General features: G+C 63.1%; 15 protein-coding genes and 1 pseudogene. 14 read left to right on the forward strand and 2 right to left on the reverse strand.

Going from position 1 to position 15204, the window contains the following annotated elements:
• Positions 1 to 100 precede the first annotated feature (100 nt).
• From ACX3P0_RS18120 to ACX3P0_RS18180, 13 genes are all read left to right on the forward strand, one after another.
• Entirely contained in the window at positions 101 to 973 is an 873-nt protein-coding gene (locus tag ACX3P0_RS18120) for a branched-chain amino acid ABC transporter permease (protein WP_459090616.1), read from the forward strand.
• On the forward strand, positions 970 to 2016 hold the full coding sequence (locus ACX3P0_RS18125; protein WP_459090618.1) for a branched-chain amino acid ABC transporter permease: 1047 nt from the start codon (positions 970 to 972) through the stop codon (positions 2014 to 2016). Before ACX3P0_RS18120 ends, ACX3P0_RS18125 begins: the two co-directional genes overlap by 4 nt.
• Positions 2013 to 2807 (forward strand): ABC transporter ATP-binding protein, encoded by a 795-nt coding sequence (locus tag ACX3P0_RS18130; RefSeq protein WP_459090620.1) that lies wholly within the window; start codon positions 2013 to 2015, stop codon positions 2805 to 2807. Before ACX3P0_RS18125 ends, ACX3P0_RS18130 begins: the two co-directional genes overlap by 4 nt.
• Positions 2800 to 3519: an ABC transporter ATP-binding protein gene (locus tag ACX3P0_RS18135; protein ID WP_459090622.1), complete on the forward strand. Its 720-nt coding sequence runs from the start codon at positions 2800 to 2802 to the stop codon at positions 3517 to 3519. The genes ACX3P0_RS18130 and ACX3P0_RS18135 overlap by 8 nt, the downstream gene beginning before the upstream one ends.
• A gap of 200 nt (positions 3520 to 3719) precedes the next feature.
• Positions 3720 to 4385: an NADPH-dependent F420 reductase gene (gene npdG / locus ACX3P0_RS18140; RefSeq protein ID WP_459090624.1), complete on the forward strand. Its 666-nt coding sequence runs from the start codon at positions 3720 to 3722 to the stop codon at positions 4383 to 4385.
• Positions 4386 to 4393: 8 nt separating this feature from the next.
• Complete coding sequence (gene cofE / locus ACX3P0_RS18145) at positions 4394 to 5164, forward strand: coenzyme F420-0:L-glutamate ligase (RefSeq protein ID WP_459090626.1); 771 nt, start codon at positions 4394 to 4396, stop codon at positions 5162 to 5164.
• Complete coding sequence (gene cofD, locus ACX3P0_RS18150; RefSeq protein ID WP_459090628.1) at positions 5161 to 6165, forward strand: 2-phospho-L-lactate transferase; 1005 nt, start codon at positions 5161 to 5163, stop codon at positions 6163 to 6165. The genes cofE and cofD overlap by 4 nt, the downstream gene beginning before the upstream one ends.
• The gene (cofC, locus tag ACX3P0_RS18155; protein ID WP_459090630.1) at positions 6162 to 6884 is read left to right on the forward strand and encodes a 2-phospho-L-lactate guanylyltransferase; all 723 of its coding nucleotides are present in this window, start codon (positions 6162 to 6164) and stop codon (positions 6882 to 6884) included. The genes cofD and cofC overlap by 4 nt, the downstream gene beginning before the upstream one ends.
• Complete coding sequence (cofH, locus tag ACX3P0_RS18160) at positions 6881 to 9289, forward strand: 5-amino-6-(D-ribitylamino)uracil--L-tyrosine 4-hydroxyphenyl transferase CofH (RefSeq protein ID WP_459090632.1); 2409 nt, start codon at positions 6881 to 6883, stop codon at positions 9287 to 9289. Before cofC ends, cofH begins: the two co-directional genes overlap by 4 nt.
• A 262-nt stretch (positions 9290 to 9551) precedes the next feature.
• Positions 9552 to 10472, forward strand: coding sequence for a CoA transferase subunit A (locus ACX3P0_RS18165; protein WP_459090648.1), 921 nt, complete (start codon positions 9552 to 9554; stop codon positions 10470 to 10472).
• On the forward strand, positions 10465 to 11235 hold the full coding sequence (locus ACX3P0_RS18170; RefSeq protein WP_459090634.1) for a CoA-transferase subunit beta: 771 nt from the start codon (positions 10465 to 10467) through the stop codon (positions 11233 to 11235). Before ACX3P0_RS18165 ends, ACX3P0_RS18170 begins: the two co-directional genes overlap by 8 nt.
• Positions 11236 to 11260: 25 nt before the next feature.
• Entirely contained in the window at positions 11261 to 12214 is a 954-nt protein-coding gene (locus ACX3P0_RS18175; protein WP_459090636.1) for an LLM class flavin-dependent oxidoreductase, read from the forward strand.
• A gap of 80 nt (positions 12215 to 12294) precedes the next feature.
• Positions 12295 to 13572: an ArgE/DapE family deacylase gene (locus ACX3P0_RS18180; RefSeq protein ID WP_459090638.1), complete on the forward strand. Its 1278-nt coding sequence runs from the start codon at positions 12295 to 12297 to the stop codon at positions 13570 to 13572.
• Between the two features lie 120 nt (positions 13573 to 13692).
• Here ACX3P0_RS18180 and ACX3P0_RS18185 read toward each other — a convergent pair whose 3' ends face one another.
• Both ACX3P0_RS18185 and ACX3P0_RS18190 read right to left on the reverse strand, forming a co-directional pair.
• Positions 13693 to 13848, reverse strand: coding sequence for a hypothetical protein (locus ACX3P0_RS18185; protein WP_459090650.1), 156 nt, complete (start codon positions 13846 to 13848; stop codon positions 13693 to 13695).
• 26 nt (positions 13849 to 13874) lie between these two features.
• A pseudogene (locus ACX3P0_RS18190) lies at positions 13875 to 14171 on the reverse strand (MFS transporter); the annotation flags it as partial.
• Between the two features lie 92 nt (positions 14172 to 14263).
• Between ACX3P0_RS18190 and ACX3P0_RS18195 the strand changes: the two are divergent.
• Complete coding sequence (locus tag ACX3P0_RS18195) at positions 14264 to 14632, forward strand: hypothetical protein (protein WP_459090640.1); 369 nt, start codon at positions 14264 to 14266, stop codon at positions 14630 to 14632.
• The last annotated feature ends 572 nt before the right edge of the window (positions 14633 to 15204 follow it).

The raw sequence follows: 15204 nt of genomic DNA on the forward strand, positions 1-15204 counted from the left end.
GATCCCGTCAAGACAGGCGCTGCCGCGCATGTGCGTGGGACGCATCTTCCGTTTGCCGGCAGCCATGGCGTTGCTCGGAAAGTCAGGTGAGGAACAGCCGTTGGACCAATTACTTCAACATCTCGTCAACGCGCTCATCATGGGGGGGACTTACGCCCTGCTGGGGATTGGCCTCACCATGATTTTCGGGATCATGAAGATCGTCAACTTCACGCATGGAGAGCTTTACGCCTTCGGCGCGTACATGATGTATTTCTTTGCCGTTATCCTCGGCATGAATTTTTTCGCCTCGATCGCCTTTGCGATCTTTGCCGGCATGCTGCTTGGGGCGGCAATCGAGCTGGTGCTGCTGCGATCGAAGCGCAACGCCGACATCGACACCACCATGCTGCTGATGATCGGCGCATGGATCGTCCTGCAAAACGTCGAGCGCCTGATATGGGGCGGTGTCGCCAAGTCCATCCCTTCGCCGCTGCCTGAAGCGCCGCTGGTGATCGGCTCGGTATCGGTCTCCTGGCTGCGGGTGATGGTGCTTGGCCTCGCACTGGTCCTGATCGCTGGCACCTACGCGCTGCTCAACCGCACAAAGCTCGGCAAGGCCATGCGCGCGACATTCCAGGACAGTGGCACCGCGGCCCTGATGGGCGTCAACATCAACGCCATCTACACCACGACATTCGCGCTCGGATCGGCGCTTGCGGCCGCTGCCGGTGCGCTGCTTGGGCCGGTTTTCGTCGTCACGCCGACTATGGGCGACCTTGCCGCGCTCAAGGCTTTCGCCATCGTCATCCTCGGCGGCCTGGGCAGTGTGACCGGCGCGGCGATCGGCGGCTTCATCCTGGCCTTCGCCGAGGAAATGGGCGCCGGCTACGTTTCCTCTGGGTATCGCGACGCGATGGGCTTCATCATCATCATCGTCGTCCTGCTCATCAAACCTACCGGGCTGTTCGCCCGCTCGGAGCGCGTCGGATGAAACATCTGCTCACTTTTATCTGCCTGGTGTTCTTCGCGACCGTTCCGCTGTGGCTGAAGGACCAGTATTTCCTGCACACGCTGGTGGTAACCGGAATCTTCATCCTAGCCGCCATGAGCCTGAACCTCCTGCTCGGCTATACCGGGCAGCTCAGCCTCGGCCATGTCGCCTTCTTCGGCATCGGCGCCTATGTCAGCGCCCTGACATCGCTCGGGTTCAGCATCTCGTTTTTCGGCATCCAGATCACGCACGACCCATGGCCGCCGGTGGTCGGGGTGATCCTGGGAACGGCCGCTGCCGGCTTCTGCGGCTACCTGATTGGCAAGCTCGCCTTTCGCGTGCGCGGCGCCTATTTCGTCATCGTCTCGATCAGTTTCGCGGAAGTGGTGCGCCTCGTCTCGCTGAACTGGGTTGAACTTACCAACGGCCCGCTGGCGCTGCCGGGCATTCCCCCGCTGACGCTTGGTTTCGAATGGACCGGCTATGCGACGCTGTGGAGCAAGACCGAGAATTACTATGTCGTGCTCACGGCTATCGTCATCGCCTATATCATCATAAAGCGGCTGGTCTATTCGCCCTTCGGGCGGGCCATGATCGCCCTGCGGGAGAACGAGACGCTCGCCATGTCGGTCGGCGTCAGTGTCACCCGCTACCTTGTGCTTGCGGCGATCGTTTCCGGCGCAATTGCCGGGACCGCGGGCGGACTCTACGCGCATTACATCCAGATCATCGATCCCATGATCTTCATGTTCCTGAACACCGTGACCATGGTCATCATGGTCATCACCGGCGGCAAGGGAACGCTGGCTGGGCCTTTGGTCGGGGGCGTCATCTTCGGCGTCACCCCGGTCATCCTGCGCTCTTATGTCGGTCCCGAGTTCCAGTGGATCCTCTACGGCGTGCTGATGATCCTGATCGTATTCATCCTGCCCGAAGGGATCGTTCCGGCAATAGAGCGTTGGTTCAACCGTTCGAGTAAGTCTCCCACCGACGGCGTCGGCCGCCGCCTCACCACCGAAACAAGCAAGGCGCTCAACGGATGAACGCACAGACAGCTTCCGCACCGCCCATTCTCGCCATCGAGCATGTCGCGGTCCATTTCGGCGGCCTCGTCGCCATCTCGGACCTCGACTTCCATGTCGGCGAAGGCGAACTGGTCAGTCTCATCGGACCAAACGGCGCCGGCAAGACCACGGCCTTCAACGTCATTACCGGCTTCCTCAAGCCGACCAATGGCAGGGTCACTTTTCGCGGCACGTCGCTCAACGGCTTGAAGCCGCACGAGGTGACGGCGCTCGGGCTGGTGCGGACGTTCCAGCGCACCAGCGTGTTCGAGAAGATATCGGTCTTCGAGAATGTCCTCATCGGCCTGCATCGCCGCACGAAGCCGAGCCTGCTCGGCACGATGCTGTCGCTGCCCAAAGAGCGCAGGGCCGAGCAGGCGCTGCGTGAACAGGCATGGGACATCCTCAAGCTGGTCGGCATCGACCACCAGGCAGACGAGCTTGGTAGCAGCCTTCCCTATGGCGACCAGCGCTTGCTCGGCGTAGCGCTGGCGCTTGCCGCCGATCCCTCGGCGTTGCTTCTCGACGAGCCGGTGTCGGGCATGAATGCCTCCGAGACCGGCCATTTCATCGAACTGCTCAACAAGCTGCGCGCCACAGGCAAGACCATCCTGCTGGTCGAGCACGACATGCCCATGGTGATGGGCGTTTCGGACCGAATCGTCGTGCTCAATTACGGGCGCATCATCGCAAATGGCACGCCATCGGAAATCCAGAACGATCCCGAGGTCATCGAAGCGTATCTCGGAAAAGGGGTCAAGAATGCTTGAGATCCGCAATCTGGTCTGCCGCTACGGCAAGGTAACCGCCCTCAAGGGCATTTCGCTTACCGTGCCGGAAAACAAGCTCGTGGTGCTGGTCGGCGCCAATGGCGCGGGCAAAAGCACGACGTTGCGCGCGATTTCCGGCCTCGTGCCGGCGGCGGAAGGCGAGATATTGTTTCGCGGCGAGCGCATAAGCGGCCTGTCCGCCAGCCGCATCCTCGCGCTCGGCATCGCGCATTGCCCGGAAGGCCGCCGAGTGTTCGGCAGCATGACCGTGATCGAGAACCTGGAAATGGGCTCCTACCTGCGCAAGGACGGCGCGCAGGTCGCGACCGACCTCGACCGCATCTTCGGCCTGTTCCCGAGGCTTGCCGAGCGGCGCCAGCAGATTGCGGGCACCTTGTCGGGCGGCGAGCAGCAGATGCTGGCCATCGGGCGGGCGATGATGTCGCGGCCCAAACTGATCATGTTCGACGAACCCTCGCTGGGGCTTGCTCCCAACATCGTCGAGCAGACCTTCGAGATCATCAAGGGTATCCGCGAGGGTGGCACGACCGTTCTCATGGTCGAGCAGAACGCCTATGCCGCCCTGGACATGTGCGATTACGCTTATCTACTCGAAGCAGGTACGATGGCGCTTGAAGGCCCCGGTGAAAAGCTTATCAACGACCCGCATGTCCGTGACGCTTATCTTGGCGCGGGCCTCAGCCACGCGTAACGCCCGCGTGCCGGATGAGGCCGTGGCGATGGTCGCGGCCACCGAAATCCAGCATCCGGTCAAATCTTACTTGTATCATCTTTCTATTGATAGTATGTATTTTGGACCGTGATCGTCGATCGCGATGACGCGCCGCCTGAGTCGTTTCTTCAGGGCCGTCCCTTGCAATTGGCCCTACCATATTCACAGGATCTGGAAGCATGTCTGATACGTCCAAGCCGCTCATAGGCATCATCGGTGGAACGGGCGATCTTGGATCGGGCCTGGCAAAGGGCTGGGCTGCCGCCGGCTACAAGGTCGTGATCGGCTCGCGCTCGTCCGAGAAGGCGGCAGCGCTCGCGCCGGAGCTTGGCGCGACCGTGTCCGGCGACAGCAATGTCGGCGCGGCCAGTGCGGCTGACATCATCATTCTGGCCGTACCGTTCTCCAGCCACGATGCGACCATCGAAGAGATCAAGCACGCGGTGCAGGGCAAGATCGTCGTCGATGCCGCCGTTCCGCTGGTGCCGCCGAAGGTTTCGACCGTCCAGTTGCCGAGCGAAGGTTCCGCGGCGGTGATCGCCCAGCGCCTTCTCGGCGAAGGCGTCAGGGTCGTTTCGGCGTTTCATAATGTCGGCGCGGCAAAGCTGCATGCCGGTGGCCGCGTCGATTGCGACGTGCTGGTCTTCAGCGACGACAAGGATGCCCGCAACGCCGTGATCGAACTTGCCGGCGCGGTTGCCAATCGCGGCGTCGGCGGTGGCCTGCTGGCCAATTCCGCGGCTGCCGAGGCGCTGACCTCCGTCCTCATCTGGATCAACCGCCACTACAAGGTACCGGGCGCCGGCATCGCCATCACCGGCCTTGAAACCGCCGGCCAGAGTTGACGCCAACGATGCCCGCCGCGCCCGTTTCCCTGTTTGCCCTGTCGGGCTTTCCGCTTGTCGAGCCGGGTGACGATCTTGCCCGCCTGCTGGTTGAAGCCCTGCGCAAGAACGGTCTCGAACTGGTCGACGGCGATATCGTCGTCGTCGCCCAGAAGATCGTCTCGAAGGCTGAAGGGCTCTATGTCGACCTCGACGGGGTAAAACCTTCCGAACAGGCGCGGGAACTGGCCGCGAAGCTTGGAAAGGACCCTCGCCATGTCGAGGTGGTGCTTTCCGAAGCGGAAGAAATTGTCAAGGTCGGCGAGCACGTCATGGTGGTCGCCCACAAGCTCGGCTTCGTCATGGCCAATGCCGGCATTGACGAATCCAACATCAACCATGGCGAAAGCGGCAATCGCGTCCTGCTGTTGCCGCGTGACCCCGACGGTTCGGCGCGTGAATTGAAGCGCCGGCTGGACGAGGCGTTCGGCGCGCGGATCGGCGTCGTCATCAACGACAGTTTCGGGCGGCCTTGGCGCAACGGCGTCGTCGGTGTCGCGCTGGGGGCGGCGGGCGTTGCTTCGCTGGTCGATCGCGCCGGGACCGAGGATCTGTTCGGAAGAAAGCTGAGGATCACCGAAATCGCGATTGCCGACGAGCTTGCTTCGGCGGCATCCTTGCTGATGGGCCAGGCGGCCGAGGGGCTTCCCGCGGTTCTGGTGCGTGGCTTCAGCGTCGCCGCGCCCGACCGGGGCGCATCGGCGTTGATCCGCAACCGCGAGAGGGACATGTTCCGATGAAGCCCGACGTGGAAAAGCAACCGATTTCCGGCAAGGACGGCGGCCGGGTCGTCGCCCTGTGCGGCGGTGTCGGCGGCGCCAAGCTGGCGGCGGGTCTGGCTCGCGTGCTTGGCTCTGAACTGACGGTCGTGGTCAACACCGGGGACGATTTCGAGCATCTCGGCCTGCTGGTCTCGCCCGACCTCGATACCGTGCTTTATACGCTTGGCGGCATCGCCAACAAGGAATTGGGCTGGGGCCGCGCCGACGAAAGCTGGAATTTCATGGAGGCGCTCGGCCATCTGGGCGGCGAGACGTGGTTTCGGCTGGGGGATCGCGACCTTGCCCTGCATGTCCAGCGCACGCATCGCCTGCGCTCGGGCCATACGCTGACCGATTTCACGCACGAGGCGGCTCAAAGCCATGGCATCGCCGCCCGTATCCTGCCGATGTGCGACGATCCCGTTCGCACCATGGTGGCAACCTCCGAAGGCTATCTGCCGTTCCAGCGCTATTTCGTGGAGCGCCGCTGCGAGCCGCAAATCAACGGCATCGTTTTCGAAGGCAAGGAGAAGGCCCGGCCTTCGGCGCACGTTCTGGAAGCACTTCAGGCGCCCGATCTGCGTGCCGTCATCATCTGTCCGTCAAACCCCTTTCTCAGCATTGATCCGATCCTCGCCGCGCCCGGTATCAGGTCCCTGCTTGAACGCGTGAAAGCGCCGGTCGTCGCGGTATCGCCGATCATTGGCGGCGCGGCGGTCAAAGGGCCGACGACGAAGATCATGGCGGAGCTTGGCATCCCCGCCACCTCGCGCGCCATCGCCCAGCACTATAGCGGCCTGCTGCACGGCCTGGTCATCGACCATGTGGACGCCGCCGAGCGCGACACCATCGGCGGCCTTGTCCATGTCGCGCCGACCCTGATGAAAAGCGACGACGACCGCGAAAACCTGGCCCGCGCGGTGCTGGCCTTCGCCGATGAAATTGCTGCCCATCCAGCCAAGACAAGGGCCATCCAGTGAAGACGGCTTCCGCCAGCAGGCAAGGCATCTGGGCGCTGGTCCCCATTAAGCGGCTGCAGCACTCGAAATCGCGCCTGTCGGGCGTTCTCGACCCGGTGGAGCGCAAGGCGCTGGCCCGCGCGATGCTGTGCGACGTGCTCGCCGCACTCGGGCGCGTCGAGACGCTGGCGGGCATCCTTGTCGTCACCGCCGATGCCGACGCGACCTCGATTGCGACCTCCTGCGGCGCGACGGTCCTTGCCGACCCCGCCGAGGCGGGCCTGCCCGTGGGGAACCTGAACGAGGCGGTGCTGCACGGCATGCGCCATCTCGACGCCGAGGGCAGGGCAGGCGTGATCGTTGTGCCGGCCGACATCCCCTTCGTCACGCCGGCGGAATTCGCGGCGGTCCTTGCTGCGATGCGCTACAGCCCGGTGGTCGTCGTGCCCGCCACGCGCGACGGCGGCACCAATATTCTGGCGGTTTCGCCGCCGACGCTGCTGGCGCCCGCTTTCGGCCGGGACAGCTTCGCCCGCCATGTTGCTGCGGCGCGCGCGCTCGGCATCGAACCGCAAATCCTGTCGCTGAATGGTGCCGGCCACGACATCGACACCGCCGCCGATCTCGATTTCCACGACTGCAAGGGACCTGCAAAGCGCACGCGCGCCCAGTTTGGACGCTTCGTCCAAACGGGGTTGCCTGCGCAAGTCGGATCCATCAAGGAGGTATCATTGCCATGAGCGCTTCGTTTAACCTTGCCGGGTTCGCGCCGGAACAACGCCTCACGCGTGAAGAAGCCCTCGGCCTCGTCGACATGGTGGACCTGTCGCCGCTGATCGCCGCCGCCGCCGCGCGCCGCGACGCCGCGCATGGCGATGCCGTGTCTTATTCGCGCAAGGTTTTCATCCCGCTGACGCAACTGTGCCGCGACGTCTGCCATTATTGTACCTTCGCGCACCCGCCGAAAAAGGGCGAGAAGGCCTTCCTGAACCGCGAAGCGGTGCTGGCAATCGCCAAGGCCGGCAAGGAGGCCGGCTGCAAGGAGGCGCTGTTTACCCTTGGTGACAAGCCCGAGCTTCGCTACAGCCAGGCGCGCACGGAACTTGCCGAACTCGGCCACGAGACGACGCTGTCCTACCTCGTCGAAATGGCCGCGATGGTGCTGCGCGAAACCGGCCTGTTGCCGCATGTCAATCCGGGGCTGTTGGCGGACGAAGATCTTGAAGCGCTTCGCCGTGTGTCGGTCTCGCAGGGCATCATGCTGGAAAGCACTTCCGAGCGACTGCTCGCCAGGGGGCAGGCCCATCACGGCTCACCGGACAAGGTGCCCGCCGCGCGCCTCGACACGATCGAGCGCGCCGGCAAGCATGCCATCCCGTTCACCTCCGGCATTCTCATCGGCATCGGCGAGACGCGCGCCGAGCGCATCGATGCGCTGCTTGCCTTGCGCGACCTCAACGATGCGCACGGTCATATCCAGGAGATCATCGTCCAGAATTTCCGGCCGAAGCCCGGCACCCGCATGGCCCATGTCGAAGCGCCGTCGCTCGAGGACCACCTCTGGACGATCGCCGTGGCGCGGCTTTTGTTCGAGCCGGAAATGAACATCCAGGCGCCGCCCAATCTCAGCCCCGGCGTGCTGACCCAACTCGTTGACGCCGGCATCAACGACTGGGGCGGTGTCTCGCCGGTGACGCCCGACCACGTCAATCCCGAGGCCCCCTGGCCGCATCTCAAGGAACTCGAAGCCGCCACCAAGACCGCCGGCAAGACCCTTGTCGAGCGGCTGGCGATCTATCCGGCCTTCGCCCGCCATGCCTTGCGCTGGGTCGATGCCAAGGTGCGCACGCCGTTCTATAATTTCGTCGATGGCGACGGATGGCCGCGCACGGACAATTGGTGCCCCGGCCGGAACGACCCGTTGCCGGCGGCCGATGTCGCGCTGCTCAAGGCGCCGGCTATAGCTTCGGGCAAGAGCGCGTTGCAGGCAATCCTCGACAAGGCGGCCGGTGCGCAAGCGCTGTCCGAAACCGAGATCGTGCGGCTGTTCAAGACCCGTGGGCAAGAGTTTGCCGCCGTGTGCCGCGCGGCCGACGATTTGCGGCGCAAGGTCAACGGCAACACCGTCAGCTACGTCATTACCCGCAACATCAACTACACCAACATCTGCTACTTCAAATGCCAGTTCTGCGCCTTCTCCAAGGGCAAGCTCAGCGAGAATCTGCGCGGGCGGCCCTATGATCTGGAGATGGCGGAGGTGGCGGAGCGGGTCGGCGAGGCCTGGCAGCGCGGCGCGACGGAAGTCTGCATGCAAGGCGGCATCCATCCTTCCTATACCGGCCAGAAATATCTCGAACTCTGCGCGGCCGTCAAAGGCAGCGTGCCGGCCATGCACATGCATGCCTTCTCGCCGCTCGAGGTCTGGCAGGGCGCAAAGACGCTCGGCATTCCGGTGATCGACTTTCTGCGGCAACTGAAGGCGGCCGGCCTCGATACGCTACCAGGAACCGCCGCCGAAATCCTCGACGACGAGGTGCGCGCGCTTTTGTGCGCGGACAAGATCAACACCGGCGAATGGCTCGACGTGATGCGCGATGCCCACGCCGTCGGGTTCCGCTCGACCGCCACCATCATGTTCGGCCATATCGACCGCTACGAGCATTGGGCACGGCACCTGATCCGCGTGCGCGATCTTCAGATAGAGACCGGCGGGTTTACCGAATTCGTGCCTTTGCCCTTCGTTCACATGGAGGCGCCCATCTATCTGAAGGGCAAGTCGCGCCCCGGCCCGACTTTCCGCGAATCGATCCTGATGCATGCAATCGCCCGGCTCGCGCTCCATCCGCACATCACCAACATCCAGGCGTCGTGGGTGAAGCTCGGGCCGGCCGGCGTGCGGCATTGCCTCGAGGCCGGCGTCAACGATCTCGGCGGCACGCTGATGGACGAGAGCATCTCGCGCTCGGCAGGTGCGAGCTACGGGCAGGAGATGACGCCGCAGCGGATGGAGGAAATCATCCATGCGGCCGGTCGGCTGCCCCGCCAGCGCACCACGCTTTACGGCGACGCGCCGAAGCGGCAGCCCGAACCCGCTTACACCAACCAGGAAAGCCGTACCGAGACGGCAGATCTCCAACCCGCTTGAAATTTCTGGCCATCTGAAATTTCTGGGAGTCTTTTTGGGATCGCCCGCCGGCCTGGGCGGTAGAATCTTGCAATATGCGCTGGTTTTACTAACATCAGTATGATAGGTCTAATTCAATCGAAGCGGACCGAAACGGAGTAAGGTCCGACCGACCCGGACCGGGTCGGTCTCGCGCCAGATGACAAAGTAGGGCTTGTCGCCAATGAAGGAGAATTGCGTGCTCGAAGCCGAGGTGGAACCTTACAAGGTACTCAGGGAGAAGATGTCCCGGCGCGACAGGAGTTTGCGCGAAAAAGTCGTATCGCTCTCCGAAGCTGCTTCCTTCGTCCAGGACGGCATGAAGGTCGGCATCGGCGGCTCGACGATGTCGCGCACGCCGATGGCGCTGATCTGGGAGCTTATCCGCCAGCGCCGCAAGGACCTGTCCTGCTCGCGCTGCATCGTCTCGACCGACGGCGACCTGCTGTTCGGTTCCGGTGTGTCGGACCATATCCTCACCAGCTGGTTCGCACAGGGCATTCTGTGGGGCCTGTCCAAGGTAATGCGCCACCATGTCGAGACGCAGGGCAAGCGCTATGACGAGTGGAGCCATATGGCGGTCGGCATGCGGTTCCGCGCCGGCGCCATGGGCGTTCCGTTCATGCCGATGCGCGCCATGCTCGGCTCCGGCGTCCTGAAGCAGCGGCCGGAGGCCAAGCAGATCGATTGTCCCTTCACCGGCGAGCAGCTGCTTCTGGTGCCGGCGCTCAATCCGGACGTCGCGCTGATCCACGTCCAGCGCTGCGATGCCTATGGCAACGCCCAGATCGACGGCCTGCAGTTCATGGACATCGACCTGGCCATGGCCGCCAACAAGGTCATCATGACGACGGAGCGCATCGTCTCCAACGACCAGATCCGCCGTTCGCCGGACCAGACGAAGATCCCGTTCTTCTGCGTCGATGCGGTTGTCGAGGTGCCTTACGGCTCGGCTCCGCATGAATGCTACGGCCTCTACGAGCCGATGATGAAGCACATGGAAGCCTATGTGAAGCAGGTCAATTCCAACCCGGTCGAAGGCATGCGCGAATATCTGGAGCGCTATTTCTACGCGCCGGAATCCTGGAACGAATACCTTTCCTTGATCGGCATGGACGAACTTCTCGAGGCAAGCCAAAGGGGCCGGAGCATCTATAATGACTGATACGCCGCGCTATACCGCAGCCGAGATCCTGGCGATCCTGAGCGCCCGCCAGTTGCGCGACGGCCAGGTCGTGTTCGCCGGCGTCGGCACGCCGCTGCTGGCTGCCACGCTTGCCCAGCGCCTGCGCTGTCCCGGCCTTACCATCCTGTTCGAGGGCGGCGTCGTCGGCGCGTTCGTCGAGCCGGGCAAGCTGCCGCCTTCCACCAACGACCAGCGCTGCACGAAACGGGCCAACATGGTGCTCGGCAGCGCCGAGGTGCTGTTGTTGCTGCAACGCGGCTATGTCGACATCGGCTTCATGGGCGGTGCCCAGATCGACCAGTGGGGCAATTTGAATTCGTCCTACATCGGTGACCCGGCAGCGCCCAAGACGCGGCTTCCCGGAACCGGTGGCGGCAACGATATCTCAAGTCTCACCAACATGATCGTCGCCATGAAGCACGAGAAGCGGCGGTTCGTGAAGAACGTCGATTTCATCACCAGCCCCGGCTTCATCCGCGGCGGCAACAGCCGCGCCGAAAGCGGCCTGCCGATGGGCGGCATGTACCGCGTCATCACCGAACTCGCCGTCTTCGGCTTCGATGACGAAACGCGCCACATGAAGGTGCTGGCCCTCAACCCCGGCGTTACCCGCGATCAGGTCCAGGACAACACCGGCTTCGACCTGATCTTCGACGCGCAGGTCGCCGTTACTGCACCGCCTACCGATCAAGAACTCGAGCTGTTGCGGGAGCTCGACCCCGAGCGCCTGTTTACAGCCTGATCCAATTGCACCTGGAGGTATTTACATGACAAAATTGAGCAAGACTTTCGGCATTGCCGCTCGAAATTTTACCGCATTTCCCGAGATGCCCGACGCCAGGAAGCTGGTCGAATACGGCGTTCGCGTCGAAGAACTCGGCTATGATTCCGTCTGGGTGTGGGATCACATGCTGCTCGGCGTCGATCCCAACTTTCCGATCATCGATTCCCTGACGGTGCTGACGGGTATTGCCGCGCGCACTACCCGCATCAAGATGGGCACCGGCATTCTCGTCCTGCCGCTGCGTAATCCGGTTGCACTGGCCAAGCAGTTGTCGAGCATGGACCAGCTGTCGGCGGGCCGCCTCGTCATGGGCATGGCATCCGGCTGGTACAAGCGCGAGTTCGACGCCGTCGGCATCCCCTTCGAAAAGCGCGGCAAGCTGATGGACGAAAACCTCGAGATCATGCACCGCCTGTGGTCCGAAGAGATGGTGTCCGGTGAATACATGAACCACAAGATCTCCAAGGCGGTGATGTATCCCAAGCCCGCGCAGTCCCCAATCCCGATCCTGATCGGCGGCTATGTCGAGCGCGTGCTCCAGCGCGCGGCAGAGGGCGGCGACGGCTGGCTCACCTATTTCTACCGTGCCGAAGACTTCAAGAAGTCCTGGACCAAGATCCTCGGCTACGCCAAGGCCGCTGGCAAGGACCCGGATACGATGCTCAACGCCTCGCAGCTGCCGATCATGGTCGGCAAGTCGAAGGACGCCGTTCGCGACGACATGATGCAGTGGCTCAACACCGAGTGGGACTTCCCCGAGCACAGCGATTGCAGCCGTGAAAGCGCGATCATGGGCACCGTGGACGAATGCGTGGAACAGCTGCGCGAGCATATCGACGCCGGCGTCCAGAAGATCATTTTCGTTCCCTACAAGTACCAGGCCGATCAGGTGGAAACGATCGCACGCGAGATCATTCCCCGCCTCAAAGCTCTTTGAGCCAAGGGGATACTACGTCGCGTGCGTGCTTTTCAGGCACGCACGCCAATACCAACAGCAGGAATTCGGAGACCCGCTCCATGAGCGACCTTAACCGCCAGAAGATAGTCGAGAAAATTGACCAGAGCCGGGACCAGGCAATCACTTTTCTTCAGGAAATGGTCGCCATTCCAAGCGTTACCGGCGACGAAGCCGCTATTCAGAAGTTCGTCTCCGGCTACATGAACAAGATCGGCCTCGACGTCGACATGTGGGACACGGACTGGGAAGAGCTGAAGAAGCACCCCGGCTACCGGCCGGTCGATCGCGGCTATGAGGGCCGCCCCAACATCGTCGCCACGCTGAAAGGCACGGGCGGCGGGCGTTCGCTGCTTCTCAACGGGCACACCGACGTCATCCCGGTCGGCAACGGCGAAGGCTGGAGCGATAATCCCTGGTCGGCGAAAATCGAGAACGGCCGTATCTACGGCCGCGGTTCCTGCGACATGAAAAGCGGTGTCGCCAGCCACATCCTGGCCGTGCAGTATCTCAAGGAACTCGGCCTGACGCCGAAGGGCGACGTCATGATCAACGTCGTCATCGACGAGGAGGTCTCCGGCCACGGCACGCTCGACACCGTCATTCGCGGCTATAGCGCCGACGCCGGCATTTCCGGCGAGACCAGCGACCTTGCCGTGCAGCCGGCCTGCATCGGTCGTATCTGGTTCCAGATCGATATTCAGGGCAAGGCAGCCGGCATCCAGCAGCGTTATCTGGGCATCAGCGGCATCGAGCTTGGCAACAAGATCGCGCAGGCGGTGCAGGAACTGGAAGACCACCGCGTCGCCACCATCAAGCATCCGCTCTATCCCAACGCGCTGGATTCGCTGCCCTGCATCATCGGCAGCTTCGAAGCGGGCAACTACCCGAGCGCGTTTCCGGCGACGGCACGGCTCAAGGGCAGCATCGGCACGGTGCCCGGCGAAGACCACGAGGGCGTCAAGCAGAGCTTGGTCGACAAGATCGCGGCAGCGGCCGCCGCCGACCCCTGGATGAAGGATCATCCGCCGGTCGTGCGCTTCGTCGGCTACGACGCGGAAGCCTCGGAGATCCAGGTCGATCACGCCATCGTCCAGACGGTGTGCCGCACCTACACGGAAGTGACCGGCAAGCAGCCGGTGATTACCGGACGGCAGGGCGCCGCCGACACGCGCTTCCTGAACAGCTACGGCAATACGCCGACGGTGATCTTCGGCCCCGGCTCCACCGCAATCATGCACGCCAACGACGAATATGTGTCGATCGACGATTACATCACCTCGATCAAGGTCATGGCGTTGAGCATCTACGACTGGTGCAACGCCGAGCCCGTCAAGTAGGCCCTTGTCAAGAAAGGGTTCAGTGGCCGATCCGCTTGACGAATGGCGGCTCGATCCGGTCCAGAAAGCCGTTCGGCTTGAACGGAGCTTTCTGGACATGAGGCGCGCAATGGGGCTGCGTTATTCGACCGGCATGCGCTCCCGCCCCGGCGGGGCCGCGACCCGGATCAGGGCGAGGCTGGCCAACAGCGCCGCAGAGATGACGGTGAACATCGCCAGCGCGCCGTAGCCGCCAAGCAGCGGCAGCAGCACGATCGGCACCAGCGCCGACACCATCGGCCCAATCCCCAGGCTCCGGCAGTCGCGGAGGCCCGCAGATGCGTTGGCAACAATTCGGCTGCATAGAGCCCGAGCACGACACTGTAGACGGCGCTGGCGAGATTGAACGCCACGCCGGCTGCGATCAGCGGCAGCAGGGCGGTACCGGTTGCGAAGCCGAGGCCCGTCACCATCATCGTGGCGGCACAGGCAAGGAGCATCCGTCGCCGCGGAATCTTGTCGATGAAGGACGCTGCCGCCGAGATCCCGAGCGCCGGCCCGAACATCGTCAGTCCCGCGACCAGCAGGGAATCGCTGACGTGAAATCCCTTGTGCACCATCACGGGCGCGCTCGAGCGCCGGCAACTCGCGGGTCGGCGCAGATATTATTCCAGCCGAGGCCTCGAAACGCCGGCAAGCTTCCTCGGCCATCATGGTGCGGCCGACCGATGCCAGCCAGCGCGGCGATTCCGGCACCAGGAAGAAGAAGGCTGCCGTCAGCGCCGAGCACGGGGAGTTCGCCGGCAAGGAGGCGCAGACGGATGTGGTGTTCGACTGGGAGGGCAGGACGTACGTCAAGCCTGCGATCCCGATCGGTGGGACCAGCGAATTCTTCGGCGGCCGCAGACCTCGTCGCAATCGCGTCGACTTCGACAAGGTCAAGCACACGGCGCTGACCATACCCAAGCTATCCCAGGTCGAACACCGCAGGGTCCGCGCCGCGCTCCCGAACGAGCCGCGGCTCGAGCTTGGAGGCTTGGAACGACCATATGGCCGAGGCAATGCTATCCAACATGGCTGACAAGCCGGTGGTTCCAGTAGACGTCACCCGCGGGAATTGGGAGGCGTGGAAGCGGAAGAACCCAAGTTCGACGGGTACGGAGTCATTGAGGGCGCATGCCAATAACGCTTTCGGCATCCCGGGCGAGCAGGATAGTTCAATCGGCGGTAGAGGCCTCGCGATCTGTGAAGCTGCCCAGTCGATACGTTTGGGTAGTCGTGGAACTGATCGGCCAGGACGAGCTAAACGACGTCTCGCATATCGGCGTCTCCGTCTATGGCGCCGACAAAGTGCATGGGTCATTACCCTGCGCTCTCGCTGGCGGCCGCCTACGCCCTGCAACTGGACCTCGGCGAGGTCTACTGGCGCCACGACCTTCGGCATGCGTGGATCTAGATTGAGACCGGGACGGCTCGAAATCCACTCGTGCTGACGTCGTGTTTGACAAAGCCGACGGTCCGCTTTTGGGACATTGCGAGTGATGGGTGAACGGCAAAATGTCTATGAAGGTGAGCACCTGCCGATCATCGATGCCGATACGTTCGCCGAGGTTCAGGCGCTGTTGGCGTCTCAGGCATCGACGCCACGCGGGA

The sequence above is a fragment of the Mesorhizobium sp. A556 genome, from assembly GCF_054489545.1.

Bases quoted from the DNA above. Each gene is read 5' to 3' on its own strand.
- ACX3P0_RS18125 (WP_459090618.1), top strand. From the start codon at position 970: ATGAAACATCTGCTCACTTTTATCTGCCTGGTGTTCTTCGCGACCGTT.
- ACX3P0_RS18130 (WP_459090620.1), top strand. From the start codon at position 2,013: ATGAACGCACAGACAGCTTCCGCACCGCCCATTCTCGCCATCGAGCAT.
- ACX3P0_RS18135 (WP_459090622.1), top strand. From the start codon at position 2,800: ATGCTTGAGATCCGCAATCTGGTCTGCCGCTACGGCAAGGTAACCGCC.
- npdG (WP_459090624.1), top strand. From the start codon at position 3,720: ATGTCTGATACGTCCAAGCCGCTCATAGGCATCATCGGTGGAACGGGC.
- cofE (WP_459090626.1), top strand. From the start codon at position 4,394: ATGCCCGCCGCGCCCGTTTCCCTGTTTGCCCTGTCGGGCTTTCCGCTT.
- cofD (WP_459090628.1), top strand. From the start codon at position 5,161: ATGAAGCCCGACGTGGAAAAGCAACCGATTTCCGGCAAGGACGGCGGC.
- cofH (WP_459090632.1), top strand. From the start codon at position 6,881: ATGAGCGCTTCGTTTAACCTTGCCGGGTTCGCGCCGGAACAACGCCTC.
- ACX3P0_RS18165 (WP_459090648.1), top strand. From the start codon at position 9,552: ATGTCCCGGCGCGACAGGAGTTTGCGCGAAAAAGTCGTATCGCTCTCC.
- ACX3P0_RS18170 (WP_459090634.1), top strand. From the start codon at position 10,465: ATGACTGATACGCCGCGCTATACCGCAGCCGAGATCCTGGCGATCCTG.
- ACX3P0_RS18175 (WP_459090636.1), top strand. From the start codon at position 11,261: ATGACAAAATTGAGCAAGACTTTCGGCATTGCCGCTCGAAATTTTACC.
- ACX3P0_RS18180 (WP_459090638.1), top strand. From the start codon at position 12,295: ATGAGCGACCTTAACCGCCAGAAGATAGTCGAGAAAATTGACCAGAGC.
- ACX3P0_RS18185 (WP_459090650.1), bottom strand. From the start codon at position 13,848: ATGGTGTCGGCGCTGGTGCCGATCGTGCTGCTGCCGCTGCTTGGCGGC.
- ACX3P0_RS18195 (WP_459090640.1), top strand. From the start codon at position 14,264: ATGGTGCGGCCGACCGATGCCAGCCAGCGCGGCGATTCCGGCACCAGG.